21 protein-coding genes and 2 tRNA genes are annotated in these 21,623 nt (G+C 49.2%); 13 read left to right on the top strand and 10 right to left on the bottom strand.

The window, feature by feature from the left end; translation table 11 throughout:
- Positions 1 to 9: 9 nt before the first annotated feature.
- From FQZ95_RS03300 to FQZ95_RS03255, 10 genes are all read right to left on the bottom strand, one after another.
- Positions 10 to 1,662 carry a class I fumarate hydratase gene (locus tag FQZ95_RS03300; RefSeq protein WP_105277502.1) on the bottom strand — a complete coding sequence of 551 codons (1,653 nt, stop codon included), beginning with the start codon at positions 1,660 to 1,662 and terminating at the stop codon, positions 10 to 12.
- Between the two features lie 107 nt (positions 1,663 to 1,769).
- The gene (locus FQZ95_RS03295) at positions 1,770 to 3,050 is read right to left on the bottom strand and encodes a dicarboxylate/amino acid:cation symporter (protein WP_000724204.1); all 1,281 of its coding nucleotides are present in this window, start codon (positions 3,048 to 3,050) and stop codon (positions 1,770 to 1,772) included.
- Between the two features lie 160 nt (positions 3,051 to 3,210).
- Entirely contained in the window at positions 3,211 to 3,528 is a 318-nt protein-coding gene (locus FQZ95_RS03290) for a DUF4387 domain-containing protein (RefSeq protein ID WP_000813947.1), read from the bottom strand.
- Positions 3,525 to 4,895 (bottom strand): acyclic terpene utilization AtuA family protein, encoded by a 1,371-nt coding sequence (locus FQZ95_RS03285; RefSeq protein WP_032183702.1) that lies wholly within the window; start codon positions 4,893 to 4,895, stop codon positions 3,525 to 3,527. The genes FQZ95_RS03290 and FQZ95_RS03285 overlap by 4 nt, the downstream gene beginning before the upstream one ends.
- A 3-nt stretch (positions 4,896 to 4,898) precedes the next feature.
- Positions 4,899 to 6,140, bottom strand: a complete 1,242-nt coding sequence (locus FQZ95_RS03280) for a methylaspartate ammonia-lyase (protein WP_000695027.1) — start codon at positions 6,138 to 6,140, stop codon at positions 4,899 to 4,901.
- Entirely contained in the window at positions 6,140 to 7,585 is a 1,446-nt protein-coding gene (locus tag FQZ95_RS03275; protein ID WP_160529879.1) for a methylaspartate mutase subunit E, read from the bottom strand. Before FQZ95_RS03275 ends, FQZ95_RS03280 begins: the two co-directional genes overlap by 1 nt.
- A gap of 18 nt (positions 7,586 to 7,603) precedes the next feature.
- Entirely contained in the window at positions 7,604 to 8,992 is a 1,389-nt protein-coding gene (gene glmL, locus FQZ95_RS03270) for a methylaspartate mutase accessory protein GlmL (RefSeq protein WP_160529878.1), read from the bottom strand.
- On the bottom strand, positions 8,992 to 9,441 hold the full coding sequence (gene glmS / locus FQZ95_RS03265; protein ID WP_088541593.1) for a methylaspartate mutase subunit S: 450 nt from the start codon (positions 9,439 to 9,441) through the stop codon (positions 8,992 to 8,994). The genes glmL and glmS overlap by 1 nt, the downstream gene beginning before the upstream one ends.
- 547 nt (positions 9,442 to 9,988) lie before the next feature.
- The gene (locus FQZ95_RS03260; protein ID WP_088541595.1) at positions 9,989 to 10,411 is read right to left on the bottom strand and encodes a hypothetical protein; all 423 of its coding nucleotides are present in this window, start codon (positions 10,409 to 10,411) and stop codon (positions 9,989 to 9,991) included.
- 79 nt (positions 10,412 to 10,490) lie between these two features.
- Positions 10,491 to 11,435 carry a hypothetical protein gene (locus tag FQZ95_RS03255; protein ID WP_000522009.1) on the bottom strand — a complete coding sequence of 315 codons (945 nt, stop codon included), beginning with the start codon at positions 11,433 to 11,435 and terminating at the stop codon, positions 10,491 to 10,493.
- An 804-nt stretch (positions 11,436 to 12,239) separates the two neighbouring features.
- Between FQZ95_RS03255 and cydA the strand changes: the two genes are divergently transcribed.
- The 13 genes from cydA to FQZ95_RS03190 all read left to right on the top strand — a co-directional run bounded on the left by cydA (position 12,240) and on the right by FQZ95_RS03190 (position 21,622).
- Positions 12,240 to 13,808 (top strand): cytochrome ubiquinol oxidase subunit I, encoded by a 1,569-nt coding sequence (gene cydA / locus FQZ95_RS03250; RefSeq protein ID WP_000884361.1) that lies wholly within the window; start codon positions 12,240 to 12,242, stop codon positions 13,806 to 13,808.
- Between the two features lie 15 nt (positions 13,809 to 13,823).
- Positions 13,824 to 14,963, top strand: a complete 1,140-nt coding sequence (gene cydB / locus FQZ95_RS03245; RefSeq protein ID WP_088541597.1) for a cytochrome d ubiquinol oxidase subunit II — start codon at positions 13,824 to 13,826, stop codon at positions 14,961 to 14,963.
- Positions 14,964 to 14,977: 14 nt separating this feature from the next.
- On the top strand, positions 14,978 to 15,091 hold the full coding sequence (gene cydX, locus FQZ95_RS03240) for a cytochrome bd-I oxidase subunit CydX (protein ID WP_000270282.1): 114 nt from the start codon (positions 14,978 to 14,980) through the stop codon (positions 15,089 to 15,091).
- Positions 15,091 to 15,384 carry a cyd operon protein YbgE gene (gene ybgE / locus FQZ95_RS03235; protein WP_000034602.1) on the top strand — a complete coding sequence of 98 codons (294 nt, stop codon included), beginning with the start codon at positions 15,091 to 15,093 and terminating at the stop codon, positions 15,382 to 15,384. Before cydX ends, ybgE begins: the two co-directional genes overlap by 1 nt.
- 149 nt (positions 15,385 to 15,533) lie before the next feature.
- Positions 15,534 to 15,938 (top strand): tol-pal system-associated acyl-CoA thioesterase, encoded by a 405-nt coding sequence (gene ybgC, locus FQZ95_RS03230; protein WP_001098384.1) that lies wholly within the window; start codon positions 15,534 to 15,536, stop codon positions 15,936 to 15,938.
- The gene (gene tolQ, locus FQZ95_RS03225; protein WP_000131314.1) at positions 15,935 to 16,627 is read left to right on the top strand and encodes a Tol-Pal system protein TolQ; all 693 of its coding nucleotides are present in this window, start codon (positions 15,935 to 15,937) and stop codon (positions 16,625 to 16,627) included. Before ybgC ends, tolQ begins: the two co-directional genes overlap by 4 nt.
- 3 nt (positions 16,628 to 16,630) lie before the next feature.
- Positions 16,631 to 17,059: a colicin uptake protein TolR gene (gene tolR / locus FQZ95_RS03220; RefSeq protein ID WP_000090097.1), complete on the top strand. Its 429-nt coding sequence runs from the start codon at positions 16,631 to 16,633 to the stop codon at positions 17,057 to 17,059.
- A 64-nt stretch (positions 17,060 to 17,123) separates the two neighbouring features.
- Entirely contained in the window at positions 17,124 to 18,389 is a 1,266-nt protein-coding gene (gene tolA, locus FQZ95_RS03215) for a cell envelope integrity protein TolA (RefSeq protein WP_032302713.1), read from the top strand.
- 132 nt (positions 18,390 to 18,521) lie between these two features.
- On the top strand, positions 18,522 to 19,814 hold the full coding sequence (gene tolB, locus FQZ95_RS03210) for a Tol-Pal system beta propeller repeat protein TolB (RefSeq protein ID WP_001295307.1): 1,293 nt from the start codon (positions 18,522 to 18,524) through the stop codon (positions 19,812 to 19,814).
- A 34-nt stretch (positions 19,815 to 19,848) separates the two neighbouring features.
- On the top strand, positions 19,849 to 20,370 hold the full coding sequence (gene pal, locus FQZ95_RS03205) for a peptidoglycan-associated lipoprotein Pal (RefSeq protein ID WP_001295306.1): 522 nt from the start codon (positions 19,849 to 19,851) through the stop codon (positions 20,368 to 20,370).
- 9 nt (positions 20,371 to 20,379) lie between these two features.
- Positions 20,380 to 21,171 (top strand): cell division protein CpoB, encoded by a 792-nt coding sequence (gene cpoB, locus FQZ95_RS03200; RefSeq protein ID WP_000097569.1) that lies wholly within the window; start codon positions 20,380 to 20,382, stop codon positions 21,169 to 21,171.
- A 164-nt stretch (positions 21,172 to 21,335) separates the two neighbouring features.
- Positions 21,336 to 21,411: transfer RNA gene (locus FQZ95_RS03195), tRNA-Lys, on the top strand.
- Positions 21,412 to 21,546: 135 nt separating this feature from the next.
- Positions 21,547 to 21,622 (top strand) — tRNA-Val (locus tag FQZ95_RS03190).
- Position 21,623 lies beyond the last annotated feature (1 nt).

Here is a 21,623-nt window from a genome sequence, read left to right as displayed (position 1 = left end):
TCATTTTCCTTAATGTCCCGCAGGGCAACTGGCGCAGCGGTGTTGCTGCTCAAACTGGCTAAAGAAATTATTGCCTTTATCATCAACCAGGATGAATGCGGGCAGATTTTCCACTTCCATCATCCACACCGCCTCCATACCCAGCTCCGGGTATTCCAGGCAACGCAGACTTTTGACATATTCTTGCGCCAGTAACGCAGCTGCACCGCCAATACTTCCCAGATTGAAGCCTGCATGTTTGTGACAGGCATCGGTGACCTGCTGGCTGCGGTTACCTTTCGATAACATTACCAGACTGCCGCCAGCCGCCTGGAAGGTTTCGACATAACCGTCCATTCGACCGCCCGTGGTTGGACCCAGTGAACCGCAGGCCATGTTCTCCGGTGTTTTCGCCGGGCCAGCGTAATAGACAATATGATGCTTCAGGTAATCCGGCATCGATTCGCCGCTATCCAGCCGCGCTTTTATTTTTGCGTGGGCGATATCGCGCGCCACTACGATGGGACCACTTAACGACACGCGGGTACCTACCGGTAATCTGGCGAGATCCTGCATCACGTCACGCAACGGACGGTTTAGATCCAGCTGTACATGTTGCGCGTGATTTTCTTCCCGCAGTGAGGCTGGAATATATTGCCCCGGATTGTGTTCGAGTTTTTCCAGCCAGATACCATGCTTGTTAATTTTTGCTTTGATATTGCGATCGGCAGAACAGGAGAGCGCCATAGCTATCGGGCAAGAGCCACCGTGACGCGGCAGACGAATGACGCGAATATCATGAGCGAAATATTTACCCCCAAATTGCGCACCAATACCAAATTGCTGACTGGCCTCGAGCAACGCTTTTTCCAGCTCAATATCACGGAATGCTTGTCCCTGCTCGTTTCCGCTGGTGGGCAAATTGTCGTAATATTTCGTAGAGGCCAGCTTGGCAACTTTTAAGGTTTGATCGGCTGAAAGCCCTCCGACGACAAAGGCGATGTGGTAGGGCGGGCAGGCGGCCGTGCCCAACGATTTCATTTTGTCGATTAAAAATGCGGTCAGTTTTTCTGGTTGCAATAAGGATTTGGTTTCCTGATAAAGTGCGGCTTTATTGGCGGAGCCGCCCCCTTTATTAACACAGAGAAAATGGTACTCATTACCAGCGACAGCGCTGATATCAATCTGCGCCGGAAGATTGGTTTGCGTATTGACTTCGGTATACATATCCAGCGGCGCATTTTGTGAAAAGCGCAGATTATTTTCCTGGAAAGTACTGTAAATGCCTTTGCTTAAGGCTTCAGCGTCGTTACCTCCCGTCCATATCTGTTGCCCTTTACTGGCAACAATAGTTGCGGTGCCGGTATCCTGACAGTTGGGTAATACCCCTTTTGCTGAGACTTCAGCATTACGTAATAACTGCAACGCAACGTATTTATCATTACTGCTGGCCTGCGGATCGTTAAGAATGCTGGCGACCTGTTGCAAATGAGCGGAACGTAAGAAAAAAGAGGCTTCATAAAATGCCTGCCGGGCAAGCAGCGTTAATGCTTCAGGAGCGATTTTTATTACTTCTTCGCCGTCTAATTCCGTTACTGTAATATGTTGATCGCTAATTAATGTATATTCTGTACCGTCTTTATTTTGTAGAAACGGTTCTTGCCAGATAAATGGTTTGGACATATTTCACTTTTCACCTTAAACGTTAGTGTTACTTAATTGCCGTCTAACTTCATGATCCGGCTTATAAAAATGCGTAGTCATTGGCTTCTGATTGCTTAAGATCCCCCTCAGGGCAGAGCAACGTTCGATTCATTGGGTTTTAATGCTTTACCCCGACAGCCCTCGCCGAAATGTTCGCCTTCCCACCGACTCACCATCGCAGCGCCCATTGCGTTGCTCATGACGTTTGTCGCGGAACGCCCCATATCAAGGAACGGATCAACGCCCATCAGCAAGATCAGCCCCGCTTCCGGAATATTGAACTGGTTGAGCGTGGCGGCGATAACCACCATTGAGGCGCGTGGTACGCCAGCCATTCCTTTCGAGGTCAACATCAGGATCAACAGCATGGTGATTTGCTCACCGATGGATAAATGGATATTGCAGGCCTGGGCGATGAAAACTGTGGCGAAGGAGCAGTAGGCCATTGATCCAACGAGATTAAATGAGTAGCCAATGGGTAAGACAAAGCTGGCAATTTTGGGGGAAACGCCAAATTGCTCCAGTTTTTCAAGCGTTCCCGGAAAAGCAGCTTCAGAACTGGATGTGGTAAATGCCAGCAGGGCGGGTTCTGAAAGGGCGCGGGTCAGGCGTCTGATGCAGGGGCCGACATAAACGATGGCCAGACCGATAAGCAGCACCCAAAGTAATAACATGGTGAAATAAAATTCACCCATAAAGATCCCGGCGCTCACCATAACTGCCAGTCCTCGTTCAGCAATCAATGCTGAAATAGCGGCGAATACGGTCAGGGGAGCGAAGAGCATGACGTAGCCAGTGAGCTTTAACATGGCATGTGCCAGCGAATCTAAGGCGTGAACGATGGCGCTGCCTTTCTCACCAATCGCCGTCAGGCTACAGCCGAGGAAAATTGAGAACACCACGATTTGCAAAATTTCATTGTGCGCCATGGCATCGACAATGCTGGTGGGGAAAGCATGCGAAATAAATACTTTTAGTGTAAAGGGTTCTGACGCGACCACTCCGGTGGTTTCGGCACCGTGTGCAACAAAATTAATTCCTGTGCCTGGCATGAAGAAATTTACCGTTATCAAGCCTAAGGCAATTGACAGCAATGAGGCGCAAATAAATAAAAAGAGTGTTTTAGAAAAAATACGACCAAGGGCTTTGGCATCGCCCATTTTAGCAATACCTACCACCAGGGTAGAGACCACTAACGGAGCGATAATCATTTTTATCAGTCGTAAGAAAATCGTCGTGAATATCGATATTTCTTGCGCATAGAGTTTTGCTGTTTCCGGTGAAGCAGTGTTATTGAGCACTACGCCGATAATCATTCCAAGTACCAGCGCCAAAAGAATCATCGTGGTTAAACTTATTTTCTTCATTTTTTCCTCCATCAGGTGCACGGCGATAAATCAGAATCAGGAGAAGTGGATGCCTGAATAGAGATTCAGGCATCTACCTGCTATAACAACCTTACAAATAGCTGAAGTGTTGAGCTGCAATAAGTGACGGGATGTCAGTTGGCTAAAAGTGTTCGGATTTTTACAAATCGAAACTCATATTTAATAAAGGTGCATGTTGCTGTGCGCCATAGACATCATTGTCACCTACATTCCCGGAGATAATATCTCGTGGCATGACAATTTTTACTGCGTTAGAAGGATCAAACCAGACAATACGATGAATAAAGTCAGGTTCAACATGATATAAGCGCGCAATCAGTTCTGGGGTTAATTGCCCTGATGATTTTACTCGCTCATAGTTTTCTTTCGTTTTAAATAAAATATCTAAAACCAGTTCGTAAGGTCCGGCATTTTTCGAACGAATGACTTGCGCCAGTGAGACAATTGACTGTTTCATGCCTGAACTCCTTCTGGCGTCACCTGTTCAATATGGAAATCAAAACGCAGAGCGTCGTTGGCTTCAATCAGGTGATATATGGAAAATTCGTATACCGGCCCGCCCTGGATATCAGAAGGGGAGAACGGGAACGCCAGGTTGCCTGCGGTAGCGATGCGGTTTTCATAGCCGTAGTGCAGCATGGTAGAGCGCACCAGCGAGCAAACGCTATTGGCAATATCCTGGGTCGGTGCAACTACATCAAGGACAATCCCCAGCTCATGCCCGGCAGTTTGCATCGGTTCATGGTCGCCCATCACCCCGTTTTTGCCGTACAGGTGGAAATTGATGCGAATGCTGTCATCGTCGAGCGACAGGTTACGCGAAACGCTGGTTTTGACTTCATCGATGATTTTATCGATCCCGGCGATCATGATCGGGTCGCGCGTTCCTGCGATGGTCAGACAGCGGAAGCCCACCCGCCGCGCACCTTCCAGTTTCAGGGCATACGGCGTTTCTTCATGCTTAGAACCGCTGACGTACACTTCGCCGTCATTGACCGCTTTAAATGTGCAGCCTTTCAGGTTCAACACGCCGCCAGGTCCTGGCAGGAAGTAGGGATCGGATTTCTCATACAGTGTGTGTGCAGCCGCTGACGTTTCGGTAAATTTACGCTTCGGATTAAATGTCTTCAGCGTAAAGCCGTTGTCATCAATGATGCCCATCGCACAGTCAGAGCCTGAGCCGGGCGTTGCGGCGATTGCCGCGCATTCAAGGATTTTCCCACAATGCAGCGCCAGACCTTCATCAAAGCCTTGCATGATCGGTAGCGCAGCAAAGCAGGCCGGGTCGTAAGCGCGCCCGCCCAGCACCACTTGCGCGCCTTCTTTCAGCGCCTGCTGGAAGGGTTCGATGCCCATTTGCGCGACGATATACGTACTTTCGTCAATCGCGTCGTGGGTTAACGGCGGGACAAAATCCAGCGCTGTGATTTTGCCGTTATCCAGCGCCTGGTGGACGATGGCTTTGTCAACGTCTGCCGGGATCAGCGCCATCGAGAACGCGAGGTGCTCTTCCCGGGCAATCTCATGAATTATTTCTCGGCACCACTCCAGGTGTGGAGCGGCACCAGAACCGCCGGCCGTTCCGATCACCACCGGTATATTATTTTGCACGCCTGCGGTGATCATATAGCGCAGATCGCGCTTGACCCCTGCGCGATCGGTAAACGGTTTGCCCGCCCCGAGGTAGTGGGGGCCAGGATCGGAAGAGCCTGCATCAACGGCGATCAGATCGGGCGATTCTGCCATCGCTTTGCGGAAGCTCTCTTCCGGGAATCCATACCCGAGGATTGCCGTTGGCGATAAGACTTTAAAAGAACGAGCCATTTGTTAATCCTTAGCCTGCAACAGCGCGATAGTACGATTCATTTCGTTGAAGACGATATCGAGGCCTTCGTCAAAGCCCATCCCTGGTTTTACCAGCATACGCATGGGGCGAGCAGCAAGGGCGACGTGGACACAGGTGCGGGCACTGACATCAGTTTCATTGCAGGTGCCGCCCTGGTACGCTTCCATGCTGTGGCTGTTGCAATAAAGAACTGCATCGACGATGTTGTGAATACTGCCCAGATCCGGGGTTTTGATTTGCACCATGTGGCAACTGGCGGCATCAGTGAAATCAACAATATCCTGGTAGGTGTTACACCATTCATCGGCCACGATTTTCACGCCGGAACCGAGGCGCGTCAGCTCTTTGGTAATCGCGGTCAGCAGGCGGATTTGATCGGGCTTGTTACCGGCATCGACCGGCCCCTCAATGTAGAGCGGCAGGCCTTGCGCCTCTTTTTCCAGACTGGCGATGTATTGCGCACAGCGAAGCGGATCCATATCGAAGATCAGACCGATAGTGCCGTATACATCGATGTGCAGGGTAGGGTGGTAGCGTGCGCTGGTGCGCTTGCTCAGAATGCGATCTGACAACCAGCGGACATATTCGCGCAGTTTTTCACCTTTAAAGCCCAGTTTCTCTTCGACGTTATTAATCAGCGCATGGGGCAGCACGTCGATGCCCTTAAGGATCATCTTATCGACGGCGATATATCGATCGTCGCCGCTCTGACCAAATAATGGAATGGATTCCGCCACGCGTGGCAACTGCCATTCATCACAGACCACTTCAGTTTTCAGACGGCCGGTTGCCAGCGCGGTAGCATCAAGCAGCGCCTGTGATAATCCGTAACGTACGGCGGTATGCAGCAAGTTGCCGTCAATACGCAATTTGTCGAAGAAACGGGCATTCGGCAGGAAAGCATCCACATCGCGGCCTACCAGTAATGGCTTGATATGGTCGTTGAGGAACGGAATAAAGTGCTCTGCGAGGAACAGTGGATCGCGACCGCCTGCCCCGGAATACTGTACGGCAGCACAGTCACCTACGGCGACCGCACCGTTTTCCAGAATCAACTGAACCGAAACGCACTCCCCGGCCTGACGTACGGCGTTAAACCCCTGTGTTACTGGCTCCCCGGTATAAAAAAAACCGTCGTGACCCGCTCCGTTTTTTATCGCCTGCTGGTCATCGAAATAGAATGAAGAGTAGCCAGCGGTAAAAAGGGCCTGTTTTATTTTCATTATGGTCTTCCTATTAATTTACTGTGGGATACAGCATTGATGTCATCTACAACCATCTGGAATGTCGGTTGGCGTCCTTCAAAGCGCGCGCGTTCCGCAACGTAATCGTGGTGGAGGTCGAGAATATCTTTTGGCAATGGAACGGCCCCGGCTTCCAGTACGCGTATCGCGCCGGTGTTGCCACGGACCGGAAGAATTTTGCCCGCGTTGCAGGCGGCTGGTGCAAACGGCACATCCAGTACGCCCGCTTCAAATGCCAGCACCGTACCGCGCGCGATATCACCATTACCCAGTTCGAACACTTTGTTCAGTACCGCGCGAACCTCGCTCTTAATCAGTTCAATTTCCAGTTCAACCGCCGGGCACGGCGGGAATTTCTGCTCGTTGACCATGTTGAGCATCTGGCGGGAGGCTTTTAGCCCCTGAATGTTGGCAGCAGCAGTCGGGATGCCCCAGGCTTCGTGCGGACTTTTGGTGATGACTTTGGTAGCACCAGACATCCCCGCGACGGCAGCACCCCAGGAGATAATGGCGAACGCTTTCGATTCGTCCTCCGGAAAGCCTCCCATCCACTGGTGAAACACGGTACTTAATTCGTAGTCGGTATAGCCATAGCTCTGAAAATATTCGTGTGCAAGTTCCCGCAGAGATTGGATCGCCGCAACATCCTGCGTCAGGCTACCGACCTGACCATAACCAACGGTGATAGACTTCACACCCTGTTCCAGTGCCAGCAAGCCTTCGATTATTGCGATAGAGTGCGAGATAAACGGCGGGATCAGCGTACCCGTTAGTGGGCCAAACGGTTCGCGGTTGATGCGGATCCCGTGTTCTTCGTACATCCCCATTAAACGATCGCAGTACTGCCAGTCGCGGATCGATTTTTCCAGCGTTACGCGCTTGGCATACGGAATATTGTAGGAAATGCCGCCGCCTTCATAACTGGTAAAGCCGCTGGCCATCGAGATTTCAGCCAGCAGACGCGCATCTGGCGTGCCGTGGCGGATCTGTAGCGGTTTTTGCAGAGTTTCGGTGAGGCGACGGCAAGCGGCGACGCCGTGGTTAACTACCGGTAAACCGTTCAGTTTAGAGGTTCCGGCTTCGATGGATTTTTTAATCCCTACAGCCGCTTCTTCGTACCGATTCAGACGGGTATATGCATCGATAGTGCTCGGCAGCAGATCGCACTCTTCTTGTAGTGTTTTCAGTAGTTCGATGTGTTCGTCCATCAGCGCCACGCCTGCGCGCGGTTGGCTAAGGGTTTTACCTTCCTTGTCTGCTTTCAGCAGGGCAAGAGAGAAGCGTTTATGCTCAGGAATGGTTTGTTGGTATTTAACGCCATCTTCAAAGTTTTCAACATCCTTGCCGGTTTCCCAGGTTTTCAGTACCTGTTGCCGCTCGGTCATGAATTCGTCATGGGTTAATTTCTTATTTCGAAGTTCCATTGATTGCAGCCTTAATTGTTATAGGGTTAAGCATTGAATACTGGTGCGCGCGGCGGCCAGCGGATCGACTCTGGCGACGTTTGCCAGCAGTGGTAATAGCCCCCGGGAATCGCGGTAATATTCAAATTCGGTCGGTAAGAGAATGCGTTTGCCGTCGTCGTTTAACTCGCGGTATTTCAACCAGCGATGCATATCGAACTGGCTGGCACGCGAGAGCCATCCGCCGGATCCAACGACTTTACGCACAGTTGTCAGGTCGCGTCCCATCTGTAAATCGACATTGCCGATGCAGGTGCAGACCTCTTTTTTGGTGCCCGCATGTCTTTCGGTGGCATAACCCACACACAGTCCGGCCAGGACGGTATCGAAATATTTTTCATCTGCATTCGCGGGTAAGTAGTCGGGATGAGCGACTAGATGACGGAGGTAATGATAAAAAGCGTCCAACTGTGCGGGTTGCTGAGCAAAATTCACACTGACTAACTCTTTCGCACTTTCACCAACCACCATTGCCGAGACGCGCATTCCCAGATCGCCTTCCACCGTCCGTTTTACGAAGGGTTCCGGTACGCCATGTAAAACAGTGTCGGGCGAGAGCGTGTTGGCACAGGCGGAATAGACATCGGTGGTTGCGCCGCCCATGTCGATCAGCATGAACTCTTTCCAGCTGTGATCGACGTTACTGATTGCCTTAACCAGTTCAAAGACCGTCCATGGTGTCGGCATTGGTTCTTCGCCTGTTTTATCAACAATGACATCCAGCCCTTTCCCTTTAACGATGCGTTTAAGGAATATGTCGCAGATAGCCTGGCGTGCAGCTAAAGGGTTCGGATGGTCAAGATCGGGTAGAACATTGTCGACGATGGTCAGGTCTTTATGCCCGAGGATCTCCTGCACCTCATCCTGAATATCCCGGTTTCCGGCATAAATAATGGCGCAGTCGAGTTTGGATTCTGCCAGCACACGGGCGTTATTCAGTCCGTAACTTTCTTCTCCTCCGTCGGTGCCGCCGGTGAACAAAAGAATATCGGGCTGCGTTTCTTCTAGTGCCTGGATATCACGGCGGTTCAGCTTGTAGGAGTAATATTGCGCAATTTTAGCACCTGCAGAGTGAGCGGTTACTTTCGCGGTTTCCAGAGTGATAGAAGGCACTATTCCCATTGCGGCAACCGCCAGCCCACCTTTGGCAGAAGAGGAATACTTCAATGCAACCTCACCGCGGTTTAACAGGGGGAGGGCATTATCTACGTTTAACACCTGGTTAAGGCTGGAGAAAAATCCCTCTGCCAGATGATGGATGGTGGTTGGGGTCAGAACGTGGTTAACCAACGTTAACGCGTCCCCCTCCCGGGTGAAGAGGGCTGCTTTGGTCCACGTCGATCCAATATCGACAGAGACGATTTGCATCAGATTGCCTCTTCAAGAATGCGAGTTTCAACGCCATGACGTTGGTTGATATCGTGGGCCATCAGCTGGCAGACATCTTCTAAGTCATGACTTGGGGCGAAGACGCGATCAAATCCCATCTCTTTGAACTTGGTTTCCACGTCAGCGAAGTCATGTTTTCCGACCACCAGGTTACCGCCCACATAGAGCAGGATGTTACCCAGCCCACGCTCGATGCAGCGTTCGCGCATGCCCAGACAATCGATATCGCCATGCCCATAGATAGAGGAGACGACAATCGCGTCAGCGCCAGTTTCAATGGCAGCATCAATATATTCGTCCTGGCTGACCATTACGCCCAGATTAATGACTCTGAAGTCATGGTTGCTAAAAACGCGGTCCAGAACTTTATTGCCTACTGCATGGCAGTCCGCGCCAATAACGCCAATCACAAGTGTTGCTTTCTTCATGGGTAATCCTTTGTAAGACAGAGAGTAAATTAAGTTACACACGTCGTATTTATGGCCGTTCATAACGGCACAGGTTTAATATCAGAGGAGTGTCTTTATCTGACCGTAATGTTGCAATTGATCTATTTTCAAAATGTCTTTCGGGAAATGATTGTTTAAAGTGTGTTTTTAAATTCTCATTTTAATTCAGTGTGTTATGTCAACTAATGTCATGAATGTTAAATTTTTAAAATTAACTTGATTTGATGTATTGAGATAATTGTGATCAACTTCTAATTTGCATTTTTGTGACGTGGCTTTAGCCATGAGTAAATGCATTTCATAAAAGTTAAGTCGAATTTCACTGCAATTCATATATGCTTAATGTAAAAATAATGTTGAAAATAACAAATAATTAATGATCCATGCGAAGAATGACCTTTGTTAGCTCTTTTGATTTTTCGTAAAAAAGAGAAGTACATGAAGGTGCTACCAGTACGAGTAACGTTAATCAAAAGTTTTATTACGTCTGGCAATAACGCAGGCCATTTTTCGCGACAGGAGGGATTTAATCAGTACAATCCCCATACAATAGGTCAGGATTTACTGAACCGTTAACGGGGTTTTGGTGTTGAAATTTAGAAATGGTGGAGTCAATCAATGAAGACAGTATCGAAAAAATGACTGTGTCAGAACTAATTTCGATTAATTCTTCTCTTTTTTGACCCAAAAAGATATTTATCTTGATTTCATTTGTACTACGGCAATCTATATAAAGTAATTTTTGATCGCTGAGATTTTCCGTTTCATAAATGTTTTTGGCGAGTGTCGGGTGTAATGATGCCAGACATCTGCTCAGATAAGCCAGATCCTTTAGGGAATACCCCACTGAGTAGAGGATGTCAGAGAATTTTTGTGTGTTTACTGTTATCTCTGAAGTGCATGTTGCATTGACAGGAAGAGTATTAAAAGAGAGCTGAGATGGTGTCATGATTTAAATATCACCGTGAGGAATAAAAATCAACCCCGGGCACTGTTTAGCAATATTTTACACAGGGCTGTATAGAAAATTAAAGTATTTGATTGGCGTCGGTTAACTGATCAATAACTAGTGCTAAATTGGTAAACATTTTGAAATGTCGATACTGGCTCGGAATATCATTTTCAAAGACGAAGGATTCAAGGTTATTGTCTGAAAAATAAAGGACAAGTGTTGCTGATTCGTCAGGGGAAATATGGAAATATATCTGGTTACCAGACGGAGGATTGTCCAGAAGAAGAGCATCTTTGCCCGTCACATACCTGTTATGGTCGTGGACACTACGCTCACACTTCATCAGAGGTGTCATGATACTCATGTATTCATCTGATGTTAATATATTAAAATCGCCATTCATTTTAAAGAAACGATAAAGTATCAGTACATCCTCTAGCGTAACCGGTTGGTTTGTTTTCAGAGGGAAATAAGTGGGAACCAGAAGATGAGGTTCTAATCTATTTTGTTGGGCGCTATAACTGAATTTAAACATAAATTCCGGATCGCTCATCAATTTAGAAACATAATTATGCCTGGCTTCAAAGGTTTTAATTTTTACCAGGTTAAATAAATCTGGTTCTTCATCCTGTATTAAAAGACATTGGCCATAACAGAAAGGTTTTTTTTCATTATAAGCAGAAACGGTTATTCTGTCAGGAGTGTCAACGTTATATCCAAAAGCCAGATAGTTACCCTCCTCATCGCGATCTGTTTCCAGGCTATTTAAATTCATCACATTAAGTGTTTTCAATGCTGATTCAATGAGTTGTTGACCCTCTGAGGTAAATGTTTTGCGCTGCGTTGTATAAAGTGTATCGATACCAACGACTATCCGATGTGGGTCAAGGATGGCGGCAATCAACTTTATTACCTGCACAGTCACGGGTGATGTCATTGATTCGTTATCTGTTTTTAGAGGATCATTTGATGGCCAACCAGAGAAGCGATTGACAACAGAACCTATATTATCAAGACCCATGGCAGCAACCTCATTGTAATCAAGCGAGGCGCTCAGCTTACCCGGCTATAGAAAAACTAACTTGCAAAAATCGCTCATTTTTCGTTTATCAGGCGAAAGTTGCCTGTGTTCATGCAGACACAGTCGCCTCTGTTAAGCGATATCTCTCTCATCGATACTTATTGGTGATTATTACAAATGAAACAATAACATGGCGGTCTTACAGCGATGCTCATAAAGGCAACAATCAATTAACTTTGATAAAAATATGTTATGTAAAATAGCAACAAATTGGCTACTCTAATCAATTGGTATTATAAAAAGTTGATAAGGCGATTCTGTTAAATAAAACACTGGTTTTTTATCTATGTCTTTTTATTGTAATAATTGTGTTACATAAATATTTCACAATAAATTAACAATAAAATTACCAATGGTCTATGGTTTATACATAATTAACATATTTGACTGGTTTTGATATAAATCAATTTTTAATTCTTGAAAAAAATCTGCAAAACACGATAAATTGTCGTAGATCAAATTGGTGAGGTCGTGACAATTTCGCTATAAATTGATCACTGTCGAAAAATGCAAATTTGCTCAATAAAAACCTGTTTATTGTAAGGATTTTGCGGCGTAATATAATTACGGGATCAATTTGGTTTATTCATTAACATATTTGTAACTTTTTTATCATTGTCTTTTCCACTTTTGAGGAAAAGACAGCGATAGAGGCGAGCAAATAATTTTGTATTGGGGCATGCGTGTGACCCTTTCTAACGGGGTTCACTCTCGGAGTCTTCATGCGATGAGCAAGGAGTCATGATGTTAGATATAGTCGAACTGTCGCGCTTACAGTTTGCCTTGACCGCGATGTACCACTTCCTTTTTGTGCCACTGACGCTCGGTATGGCGTTCCTGCTGGCCATTATGGAAACGGTCTACGTCCTTTCCGGCAAACAGATTTATAAAGATATGACCAAGTTCTGGGGCAAGTTGTTTGGTATCAACTTCGCTCTGGGTGTGGCAACCGGTCTGACCATGGAGTTCCAGTTCGGGACTAACTGGTCTTACTATTCCCACTATGTAGGGGATATCTTCGGTGCGCCGCTGGCAATCGAAGGTCTGATGGCCTTCTTCCTCGAATCCACCTTTGTAGGTCTGTTCTTCTTCGGTTGGGATCGTCTGGGTAAAGTTCAGCATATGTGTGTCACCTGGCTGGTGGCGCTTGGTTCAAACCTGTCCGCACTGTGGATTCTGGTTGCGAACGGCTGGATGCAAAACCCAATCGCGTCCGATTTCAACTTTGAAACTATGCGTATGGAGATGGTGAGCTTCTCCGAGCTGGTGCTTAACCCGGTTGCTCAGGTGAAATTCGTTCACACGGTAGCGTCTGGTTATGTGACTGGCGCGATGTTCATCCTCGGTATCAGCGCATGGTATATGTTGAAAGGTCGTGACTTCGCCTTTGCTAAACGCTCCTTTGCTATCGCTGCCAGCTTCGGTATGGCTGCCGTTCTGTCTGTTATTGTTCTGGGTGATGAATCCGGTTATGAAATGGGCGACGTGCAGAAAACCAAACTGGCTGCTATTGAAGCCGAGTGGGAAACGCAACCTGCACCTGCTGCCTTTACTCTGTTCGGCATTCCTGATCAGGAAGAGGAGACGAACAAATTTGCGATCCAGATCCCTTACGCGCTGGGCATCATTGCAACGCGTTCCGTGGATACCCCGGTTATCGGCCTGAAAGAGCTGATGGTGCAGCATGAAGAACGCATCCGTAACGGGATGAAGGCGTACTCTCTGCTCGAGCAACTGCGTTCTGGTTCTACTGACCAGGCGGTTCGTGACCAGTTCAATAGCATGAAGAAAGACCTCGGTTACGGTCTGTTGCTGAAACGCTACACGCCAAACGTGGCGGATGCAACTGAAGCGCAGATTCAACAGGCAACCAAAGACTCCATTCCACGTGTAGCGCCGCTGTACTTCGCGTTCCGTATCATGGTGGCGTGTGGCTTCCTGCTGCTGGCAATCATCGCGCTCTCTTTCTGGAGTGTCATCCGCAACCGTATTGGCGAGAAAAAATGGCTGCTGCGCGCCGCACTGTACGGTATTCCGTTGCCGTGGATTGCTGTAGAAGCGGGCTGGTTCGTGGCTGAATATGGTCGCCAACCTTGGGCTATCGGTGAAGTGCTGCCGACAGCTGTAGCGAACTCGTCACTGACCGCAGGCGATCTCATCTTCTCGATGGTGCTGATTTGTGGCCTGTATACCCTGTTCCTGGTGGCAGAATTGTTCTTGATGTTCAAGTTTGCACGCCTCGGCCCAAGCAGCCTGAAAACCGGTCGCTATCACTTTGAGCAGTCTTCCACGACTACTCAGCCGGCACGCTAAGACAGGAGTCGTCAAATGATCGATTATGAAGTATTGCGTTTTATCTGGTGGCTGCTGGTTGGCGTTCTGCTGATTGGTTTTGCAGTCACTGACGGTTTCGACATGGGGGTGGGCATGCTCACCCGTTTCCTCGGTCGTAACGACACCGATCGTCGAATTATGATTAACTCCATCGCACCACACTGGGACGGTAACCAGGTATGGCTGATCACTGCGGGTGGCGCTCTGTTTGCTGCCTGGCCGATGGTCTATGCCGCTGCGTTCTCCGGCTTCTATGTCGCGATGATCCTCGTGCTGGCGTCTCTGTTCTTCCGTCCGGTCGGTTTTGACTACCGCTCCAAGATTGAAGAAACCCGCTGGCGTAACATGTGGGACTGGGGCATCTTCATTGGTAGCTTCGTTCCGCCGCTGGTGATTGGTGTGGCGTTCGGTAACCTGTTGCAGGGCGTACCGTTTAACGTTGATGAATACCTGCGTCTGTACTACACCGGTAACTTCTTCCAGCTGCTTAACCCGTTCGGCCTGCTGGCTGGCGTGGTGAGCGTAGGGATGATCATTACTCAGGGCGCAACCTATCTGCAGATGCGTACCGTGGGCGAACTGCACCTGCGTACCCGTGCAACGGCTCAGGTGGCGGCACTGGTGACACTGGTTTGCTTCGCACTGGCTGGCGTATGGGTGATGTACGGTATCGATGGTTATGTTGTGAAATCAACAATGGACCATTACGCGGCATCTAACCCGCTGAATAAAGAAGTGGTTCGTGAAGCTGGCGCATGGTTGGTGAACTTCAACAACACGCCGATTCTGTGGGCTATTCCGGTACTGGGTGTGGTTCTGCCTCTGCTGACCATTCTGACTGCACGTATGGATAAAGCGGCGTGGGCGTTTGTGTTCTCCTCCCTGACGCTGGCCTGCATCATCCTGACTGCCGGTATTGCAATGTTCCCGTTTGTGATGCCGTCCAGCACCATGATGAACGCAAGTCTGACAATGTGGGATGCAACTTCCAGCCAGCTGACGCTTAACGTCATGACCTGGGTTGCGGTGGTTCTGGTACCGATCATTCTGCTCTACACCGCCTGGTGCTACTGGAAAATGTTCGGTCGTATCACCAAAGAAGATATTGAACGTAACACCCACTCTCTGTACTAAGTAAGGAGCTAAAAATGTGGTATTTCGCATGGATTCTGGGAACGCTTCTTGCCTGTTCGTTTGGGGTAATCACCGCGCTGGCGCTTGAGCACGTCGAATCAGGCAAAGCCGGTCAAGAAGACATCTGATGAGTAAGATTATCGCAACCTTGTATGCGGTAATGGACAAGCGCCCCCTGCGGGCGCTTTCCTTCGTGATGGCGCTTCTGTTAGCAGGATGTATGTTTTGGGACCCGTCACGTTTCGCCGCGAAGACCAGTGAACTGGAAATCTGGCATGGTTTATTGCTGATGTGGGCCGTCTGTGCTGGTGTTATTCACGGCGTGGGCTTTCGTCCGCAGAAGGTTCTCTGGCAAGGGATTTTTTGCCCTTTGCTTGCCGATATTGTTCTCATTGTCGGGCTGATTTTCTTCTTCTTTTAAATCAGAATTCTCTTTAAAAATTTATGGGCCGCTTCAGGCCCATAAATTTTTACGCTCCCTTAACTTGCCCTCATTCCCAAACCTCAATCGCGCGCGTATAGTAGCAGCGTTTAAAAGCTCTAACTTTTGTTGCATTACCGGGATGTAAAGTGAATACAACGCTGTTTCGATGGCCGGTTCGCGTCTACTATGAAGATACCGATGCCGGTGGTGTGGTGTACCACGCCAGTTACGTCGCTTTTTATGAAAGAGCACGCACAGAGATGCTGCGTCATCATCACTTCAGTCAGCAGGCGCTGATGGCTGAACGCGTTGCCTTTGTGGTGCGTAAAATGACGGTGGAATATTATGCACCTGCGCGGCTCGACGATATGCTCGAAATACAGACTGAAATAACATCAATGCGTGGCACCTCTTTGGTTTTCACGCAACGTATTGTCAACGCCGAGAATACTTTGCTGAATGAAGCAGAGGTTCTGGTTGTTTGCGTTGACCCACTCAAAATGAAGCCTCGTGCGCTTCCCAAGTCTATTGTCGCGGAGTTTAAGCAGTGACTGACATGAATATCCTTGATTTGTTCCTGAAGGCTAGCCTTCTGGTTAAACTTATCATGTTGATTTTGATTGGTTTTTCAATCGCATCCTGGGCCATTATTATCCAGCGGACCCGTATTCTTAACGCAGCGGCGCGCGAAGCCGAAGCGTTTGAAGATAAATTCTGGTCTGGAATCGAACTTTCTCGCCTCTATCAAGAGAGCCAGGGGAAACGGGATAATCTGACCGGTTCGGAACAAATCTTTTACAGCGGGTTCAAAGAGTTTGTGCGCCTACATCGTGCCAATAGCCATGCGCCGGAAGCCGTAGTGGAAGGGGCGTCGCGAGCGATGCGTATTTCCATGAACCGTGAACTTGAAAATCTGGAAACGCACATTCCGTTCCTCGGTACGGTTGGCTCCATCAGCCCGTATATTGGTCTGTTTGGTACGGTCTGGGGGATCATGCACGCCTTTATCGCCCTCGGGGCGGTAAAACAAGCAACACTGCAAATGGTTGCGCCCGGTATCGCAGAAGCGTTGATTGCGACGGCAATTGGTCTGTTCGCCGCAATTCCGGCGGTAATGGCTTATAACCGCCTCAACCAGCGCGTAAACAAACTGGAACTGAATTACGACAACTTTATGGAAGAGTTTACCGCGATTCTGCACCGCCAGGCGTTTACCGTTAGCGAGAGCAACAAGGGGTAAGCCATGGCCAGAGCGCGTGGACGAGGTCGTCGCGATCTCAAGTCCGAAATCAACATTGTACCGTTGCTGGACGTACTGCTGGTGCTGTTGCTGATCTTTATGGCGACAGCGCCCATCATCACCCAGAGCGTGGAGGTCGATCTGCCAGACGCTACTGAATCACAGGCGGTGAGCAGTAACGATAATCCGCCAGTGATTGTTGAAGTGTCTGGTATTGGTCAGTACACCGTGGTGGTTGAGAAAGATCGCCTGGAGCGTTTACCACCAGAGCAGGTGGTGGCGGAAGTGTCCAGCCGTTTCAAGGCCAACCCGAAAACGGTCTTTCTGATCGGTGGCGCAAAAGATGTGCCTTACGATGAAATAATTAAAGCACTGAACTTGTTACATAGTGCGGGTGTGAAATCGGTTGGTTTAATGACGCAGCCTATCTAAACATCTGCGTTTCCCTTGCTTGAAAGAGAGCGGGTAACAGGCGAACAGTTTTTGGAAACCGAGAGTGTCAAAGGCAACCGAACAAAACGACAAGCTCAAGCGGGCGATAATTATTTCAGCAGTGCTGCATGTCATCTTATTTGCGGCGCTGATCTGGAGTTCGTTCGATGAGAATATAGAAGCTTCAGCCGGAGGCGGCGGTGGTTCGTCCATCGACGCTGTAATGGTTGATTCAGGTGCGGTAGTTGAGCAGTACAAACGCATGCAAAGCCAGGAATCAAGCGCGAAGCGTTCTGATGAGCAGCGCAAGATGAAGGAACAGCAGGCTGCGGAAGAACTGCGTGAGAAACAAGCGGCTGAACAGGAACGCCTGAAGCAACTTGAGAAAGAGCGGTTAGCGGCTCAGGAGCAGAAAAAGCAGGCTGAAGAAGCCGCAAAACAGGCCGAGTTAAAGCAGAAGCAAGCGGAAGAGGCGGCAGCGAAAGCGGCTGCAGATGCTAAAGCGAAGGCTGAAGCGGATGCAAAAGCTGCGGAAGAAGCAGCGAAGAAAGCGGCTGCAGACGCGAAGAAAAAAGCAGAAGCAGAAGCAGCCAAAGCCGCAGCCGAAGCGCAGAAAAAAGCCGAAGCAGCCGCTGCGGCGCTGAAGAAGAAAGCGGAAGCGGCAGAAGCAGCTGCAGCTGAAGCAAGAAAAAAAGCGGCAACTGAAGCTGCTGAAAAAACCAAGGCAGAAGCTGAGAAGAAAGCGGCTGCTGAAAAGGCAGCAGCTGATAAGAAAGCAGCGGCAGAGAAAGCTGCAGCCGACAAAAAAGCAGCAGAAAAAGCGGCTGCTGAAAAGGCAGCAGCTGATAAGAAAGCAGCGGCAGAAAAAGCCGCCGCAGACAAAAAAGCGGCAGCGGCAAAAGCTGCAGCTGAAAAAGCCGCTGCAGCAAAAGCGGCCGCAGAGGCAGATGATATTTTCGGTGAGCTAAGCTCTGGTAAGAATGCACCGAAAACGGGGGGAGGGGCGAAAGGGAACAATGCTTCGCCTGCCGGGAGTGGTAATACTAAAAACAATGGCGCATCAGGGGCCGATATCAATAACTATGCCGGGCAGATTAAATCTGCTATCGAAAGTAAGTTCTATGACGCATCGTCCTATGCAGGCAAGACCTGTACGCTGCGCATAAAACTGGCACCCGATGGTATGTTACTGGATATCAAACCTGAAGGTGGCGATCCCGCACTTTGTCAGGCTGCGTTGGCAGCAGCTAAACTTGCGAAGATCCCGAAACCACCAAGCCAGGCAGTATATGAAGTGTTCAAAAACGCGCCATTGGACTTCAAACCGTAATCGCGATGCTGACTGTTCCGACGGTCAACATCAGACACCGGTTGCCACGGGGTTCTGGTAGTTTTGTGTATTTTAGTTTGTTAACATTCTGCTAAATTATCGTGGGCCATCGGTCCAGATAAGGGAGATATGATGAAGCAGGCATTACGAGTAGCATTTGGTTTTCTCATACTGTGGGCATCAGTTCTGCATGCTGAAGTCCGCATTGTGATCGACAGCGGTGTAGATTCCGGTCGTCCTATTGGCGTTGTTCCTTTCCAGTGGGCGGGTCCTGGTGCAGCACCTGAAGATATTGGCGGCATCGTTGCTGCTGACTTGCGTAACAGCGGTAAATTTAATCCATTAGATCGCGCTCGTCTGCCACAGCAGCCGGGTAGTGCACAGGAAGTACAACCAGCAGCATGGTCTGCGCTGGGCATTGACGCTGTGGTTGTCGGCCAGGTCACTCCGAATCCGGACGGCTCTTACAATGTTGCTTATCAGCTGGTTGACACTGGCGGCGCACCGGGTACTGTACTTGCTCAGAACTCGTACAAAGTGAACAAGCAGTGGCTGCGTTATGCTGGTCATACCGCCAGTGATGAAGTGTTTGAAAAACTGACCGGCATTAAAGGTGCGTTCCGTACCCGTATTGCCTACGTTGTTCAGACCAATGGCGGTCAGTTCCCGTATGAACTGCGCGTATCTGACTATGACGGTTACAACCAGTTTGTCGTTCACCGTTCTCCGCAGCCGCTGATGTCTCCGGCGTGGTCACCAGACGGTTCTAAACTGGCCTATGTGACTTTCGAGAGCGGTCGTTCAGCGCTAGTTATTCAAACGCTGGCAAATGGTGCTGTACGTCAGGTGGCTTCATTCCCGCGTCACAACGGTGCACCTGCATTCTCGCCAGACGGCAGCAAACTGGCATTCGCCTTGTCGAAAACCGGTAGCCTGAACCTGTACGTAATGGATTTGGCTTCTGGTCAGATCCGCCAGGTGACTGATGGTCGCAGTAACAATACCGAACCGACCTGGTTCCCGGACAGCCAGAACCTGGCATTTACTTCTGACCAGGCCGGTCGTCCGCAGGTTTATAAAGTGAATATCAACGGCGGTGCGCCACAACGTATTACCTGGGAAGGTTCGCAGAACCAGGATGCGGATGTCAGCAGCGACGGTAAATTTATGGTAATGGTCAGCTCCAATGGTGGGCAGCAGCACATTGCCAAACAAGATCTGGCAACGGGAGGCGTACAAGTTCTGTCGTCCACGTTCCTGGATGAAACGCCAAGTCTGGCACCTAACGGCACTATGGTAATCTACAGCTCTTCTCAGGGGATGGGATCCGTGCTGAATTTGGTTTCTACAGATGGGCGTTTCAAAGCGCGTCTTCCGGCAACTGATGGACAGGTCAAATTCCCTGCCTGGTCGCCGTATCTGTGATAATAATTAATTGAATAGTAAAGGAATCATTGAAATGCAACTGAACAAAGTGCTGAAAGGGCTGATGATTGCTCTGCCTGTTATGGCAATTGCGGCATGTTCTTCCAACAAGAACGCCAGCAATGACGGCAGCGAAGGCATGCTGGGTGCCGGCACTGGTATGGATGCGAACGGCGGCAATGGCAACATGTCTTCCGAAGAGCAGGCTCGTCTGCAAATGCAACAGCTGCAGCAGAACAACATCGTTTACTTCGATCTGGACAAGTACGATATCCGTTCTGACTTCGCTCAAATGCTGGATGCACACGCAAACTTCCTGCGTAGCAACCCGTCTTACAAAGTCACCGTAGAAGGTCACGCGGACGAACGTGGTACTCCGGAATACAACATCTCCCTGGGTGAACGTCGTGCGAACGCCGTTAAGATGTACCTGCAGGGTAAAGGCGTTTCTGCAGACCAGATCTCCATCGTTTCTTACGGTAAAGAAAAACCTGCAGTACTGGGTCATGACGAAGCGGCATACTCCAAAAACCGTCGTGCGGTACTGGTTTACTAAGAGAATTGCATGAGCAGTAACTTCAGACATCAACTATTGAGTCTGTCGTTACTGGTTGGTATAGCGGCCCCCTGGGCCGCTTTTGCTCAGGCACCAATCAGTAGTGTCGGCTCAGGCTCGGTCGAAGACCGCGTCACTCAACTTGAGCGTATTTCTAATGCTCACAGCCAGCTTTTAACCCAACTCCAGCAACAACTCTCTGATAATCAATCCGATATTGATTCCCTGCGTGGTCAGATTCAGGAAAATCAGTATCAACTGAATCAGGTCGTGGAGCGGCAAAAGCAGATCCTGTTGCAGATCGATAGCCTCAGCAGCGGTGGTGCAGCGGCGCAATCAACCAGCGGCGATCAAAGCGGTGCGGCGGCATCAACGACGCCGACAGCTGATGCTGGTACTGCGAATGCTGGCGCGCCGGTGAAAAGCGGTGATGCAAACACGGATTACAATGCAGCTATTGCGCTGGTGCAGGATAAATCCCGCCAGGATGACGCAATGGTGGCATTTCAGAATTTCATCAAAAATTACCCTGATTCAACTTACCTGCCAAACGCCAATTATTGGCTGGGTCAGTTAAACTACAACAAGGGTAAAAAAGATGATGCGGCGTATTATTTTGCTTCGGTAGTGAAAAACTATCCGAAGTCACCGAAGGCTGCAGATGCGATGTTTAAAGTCGGCGTCATCATGCAGGACAAAGGTGACACCGCAAAAGCGAAAGCCGTATACCAGCAGGTTATCAGTAAATACCCTGGTACTGATGGCGCAAAACAGGCGCAAAAACGTCTGAACGCGATGTAATGCATAACACACGACCAGAAGTCGCATTATTTCTGGTCGTGTCGTGCGAATCATAAGCAGTTGAGTGATCTACATCGAAATTTTTGTTGCGCTCAAGTCTGAAATCAGTAATATATGCCGCCGTTGCCACGGGATATCAAACAAACCGAAAGCAACGAAAAAGTGGGTCGTTAGCTCAGTTGGTAGAGCAGTTGACTTTTAATCAATTGGTCGCAGGTTCGAATCCTGCACGACCCACCAATCGCTAAGGTGGAAGCGGTAGTAAAACGTGAAGGATAACGTTGCGTCAGCAACGGCCCGAAGGGCGAGACGAAGTCGAGTCATCCTGCACGACCCACCACTAACCTAGTTAGTTGTAGTATCCAGCGTAGTATCGGGTGATTAGCTCAGCTGGGAGAGCACCTCCCTTACAAGGAGGGGGTCGGCGGTTCGATCCCGTCATCACCCACCAC

The organism is Escherichia sp. HH41S (genome assembly GCF_009820115.1).
Lineage (GTDB): Bacteria > Pseudomonadota > Gammaproteobacteria > Enterobacterales > Enterobacteriaceae > Escherichia > Escherichia coli_F.
The sequence above is the reverse complement of the archived record's forward strand: the minus strand, read 5'-3'. Positions and strand labels throughout refer to the sequence as shown.

Excerpts from the sequence above, each read along its gene's own strand:
- FQZ95_RS03290 (WP_000813947.1), bottom strand. The coding sequence starts at position 3,528 with ATGAAACAGTCAATTGTCTCACTGGCGCAAGTCATTCGTTCGAAAAAT.
- glmS (WP_088541593.1), bottom strand. The coding sequence starts at position 9,441 with ATGAAGAAAGCAACACTTGTGATTGGCGTTATTGGCGCGGACTGCCAT.
- FQZ95_RS03260 (WP_088541595.1), bottom strand. The coding sequence starts at position 10,411 with ATGACACCATCTCAGCTCTCTTTTAATACTCTTCCTGTCAATGCAACA.
- pal (WP_001295306.1), top strand. The coding sequence starts at position 19,849 with ATGCAACTGAACAAAGTGCTGAAAGGGCTGATGATTGCTCTGCCTGTT.
- tolR (WP_000090097.1), top strand. The coding sequence starts at position 16,631 with ATGGCCAGAGCGCGTGGACGAGGTCGTCGCGATCTCAAGTCCGAAATC.
- cydB (WP_088541597.1), top strand. The coding sequence starts at position 13,824 with ATGATCGATTATGAAGTATTGCGTTTTATCTGGTGGCTGCTGGTTGGC.
- FQZ95_RS03280 (WP_000695027.1), bottom strand. The coding sequence starts at position 6,140 with ATGAAAATAAAACAGGCCCTTTTTACCGCTGGCTACTCTTCATTCTAT.
- FQZ95_RS03300 (WP_105277502.1), bottom strand. The coding sequence starts at position 1,662 with ATGTCCAAACCATTTATCTGGCAAGAACCGTTTCTACAAAATAAAGAC.
- ybgE (WP_000034602.1), top strand. The coding sequence starts at position 15,091 with ATGAGTAAGATTATCGCAACCTTGTATGCGGTAATGGACAAGCGCCCC.
- FQZ95_RS03295 (WP_000724204.1), bottom strand. The coding sequence starts at position 3,050 with ATGAAGAAAATAAGTTTAACCACGATGATTCTTTTGGCGCTGGTACTT.
- glmL (WP_160529878.1), bottom strand. The coding sequence starts at position 8,992 with ATGCAAATCGTCTCTGTCGATATTGGATCGACGTGGACCAAAGCAGCC.
- cydX (WP_000270282.1), top strand. The coding sequence starts at position 14,978 with ATGTGGTATTTCGCATGGATTCTGGGAACGCTTCTTGCCTGTTCGTTT.
- cydA (WP_000884361.1), top strand. The coding sequence starts at position 12,240 with ATGTTAGATATAGTCGAACTGTCGCGCTTACAGTTTGCCTTGACCGCG.
- tolB (WP_001295307.1), top strand. The coding sequence starts at position 18,522 with ATGAAGCAGGCATTACGAGTAGCATTTGGTTTTCTCATACTGTGGGCA.
- FQZ95_RS03255 (WP_000522009.1), bottom strand. The coding sequence starts at position 11,435 with ATGGGTCTTGATAATATAGGTTCTGTTGTCAATCGCTTCTCTGGTTGG.
- FQZ95_RS03275 (WP_160529879.1), bottom strand. The coding sequence starts at position 7,585 with ATGGAACTTCGAAATAAGAAATTAACCCATGACGAATTCATGACCGAG.
- cpoB (WP_000097569.1), top strand. The coding sequence starts at position 20,380 with ATGAGCAGTAACTTCAGACATCAACTATTGAGTCTGTCGTTACTGGTT.
- FQZ95_RS03285 (WP_032183702.1), bottom strand. The coding sequence starts at position 4,895 with ATGGCTCGTTCTTTTAAAGTCTTATCGCCAACGGCAATCCTCGGGTAT.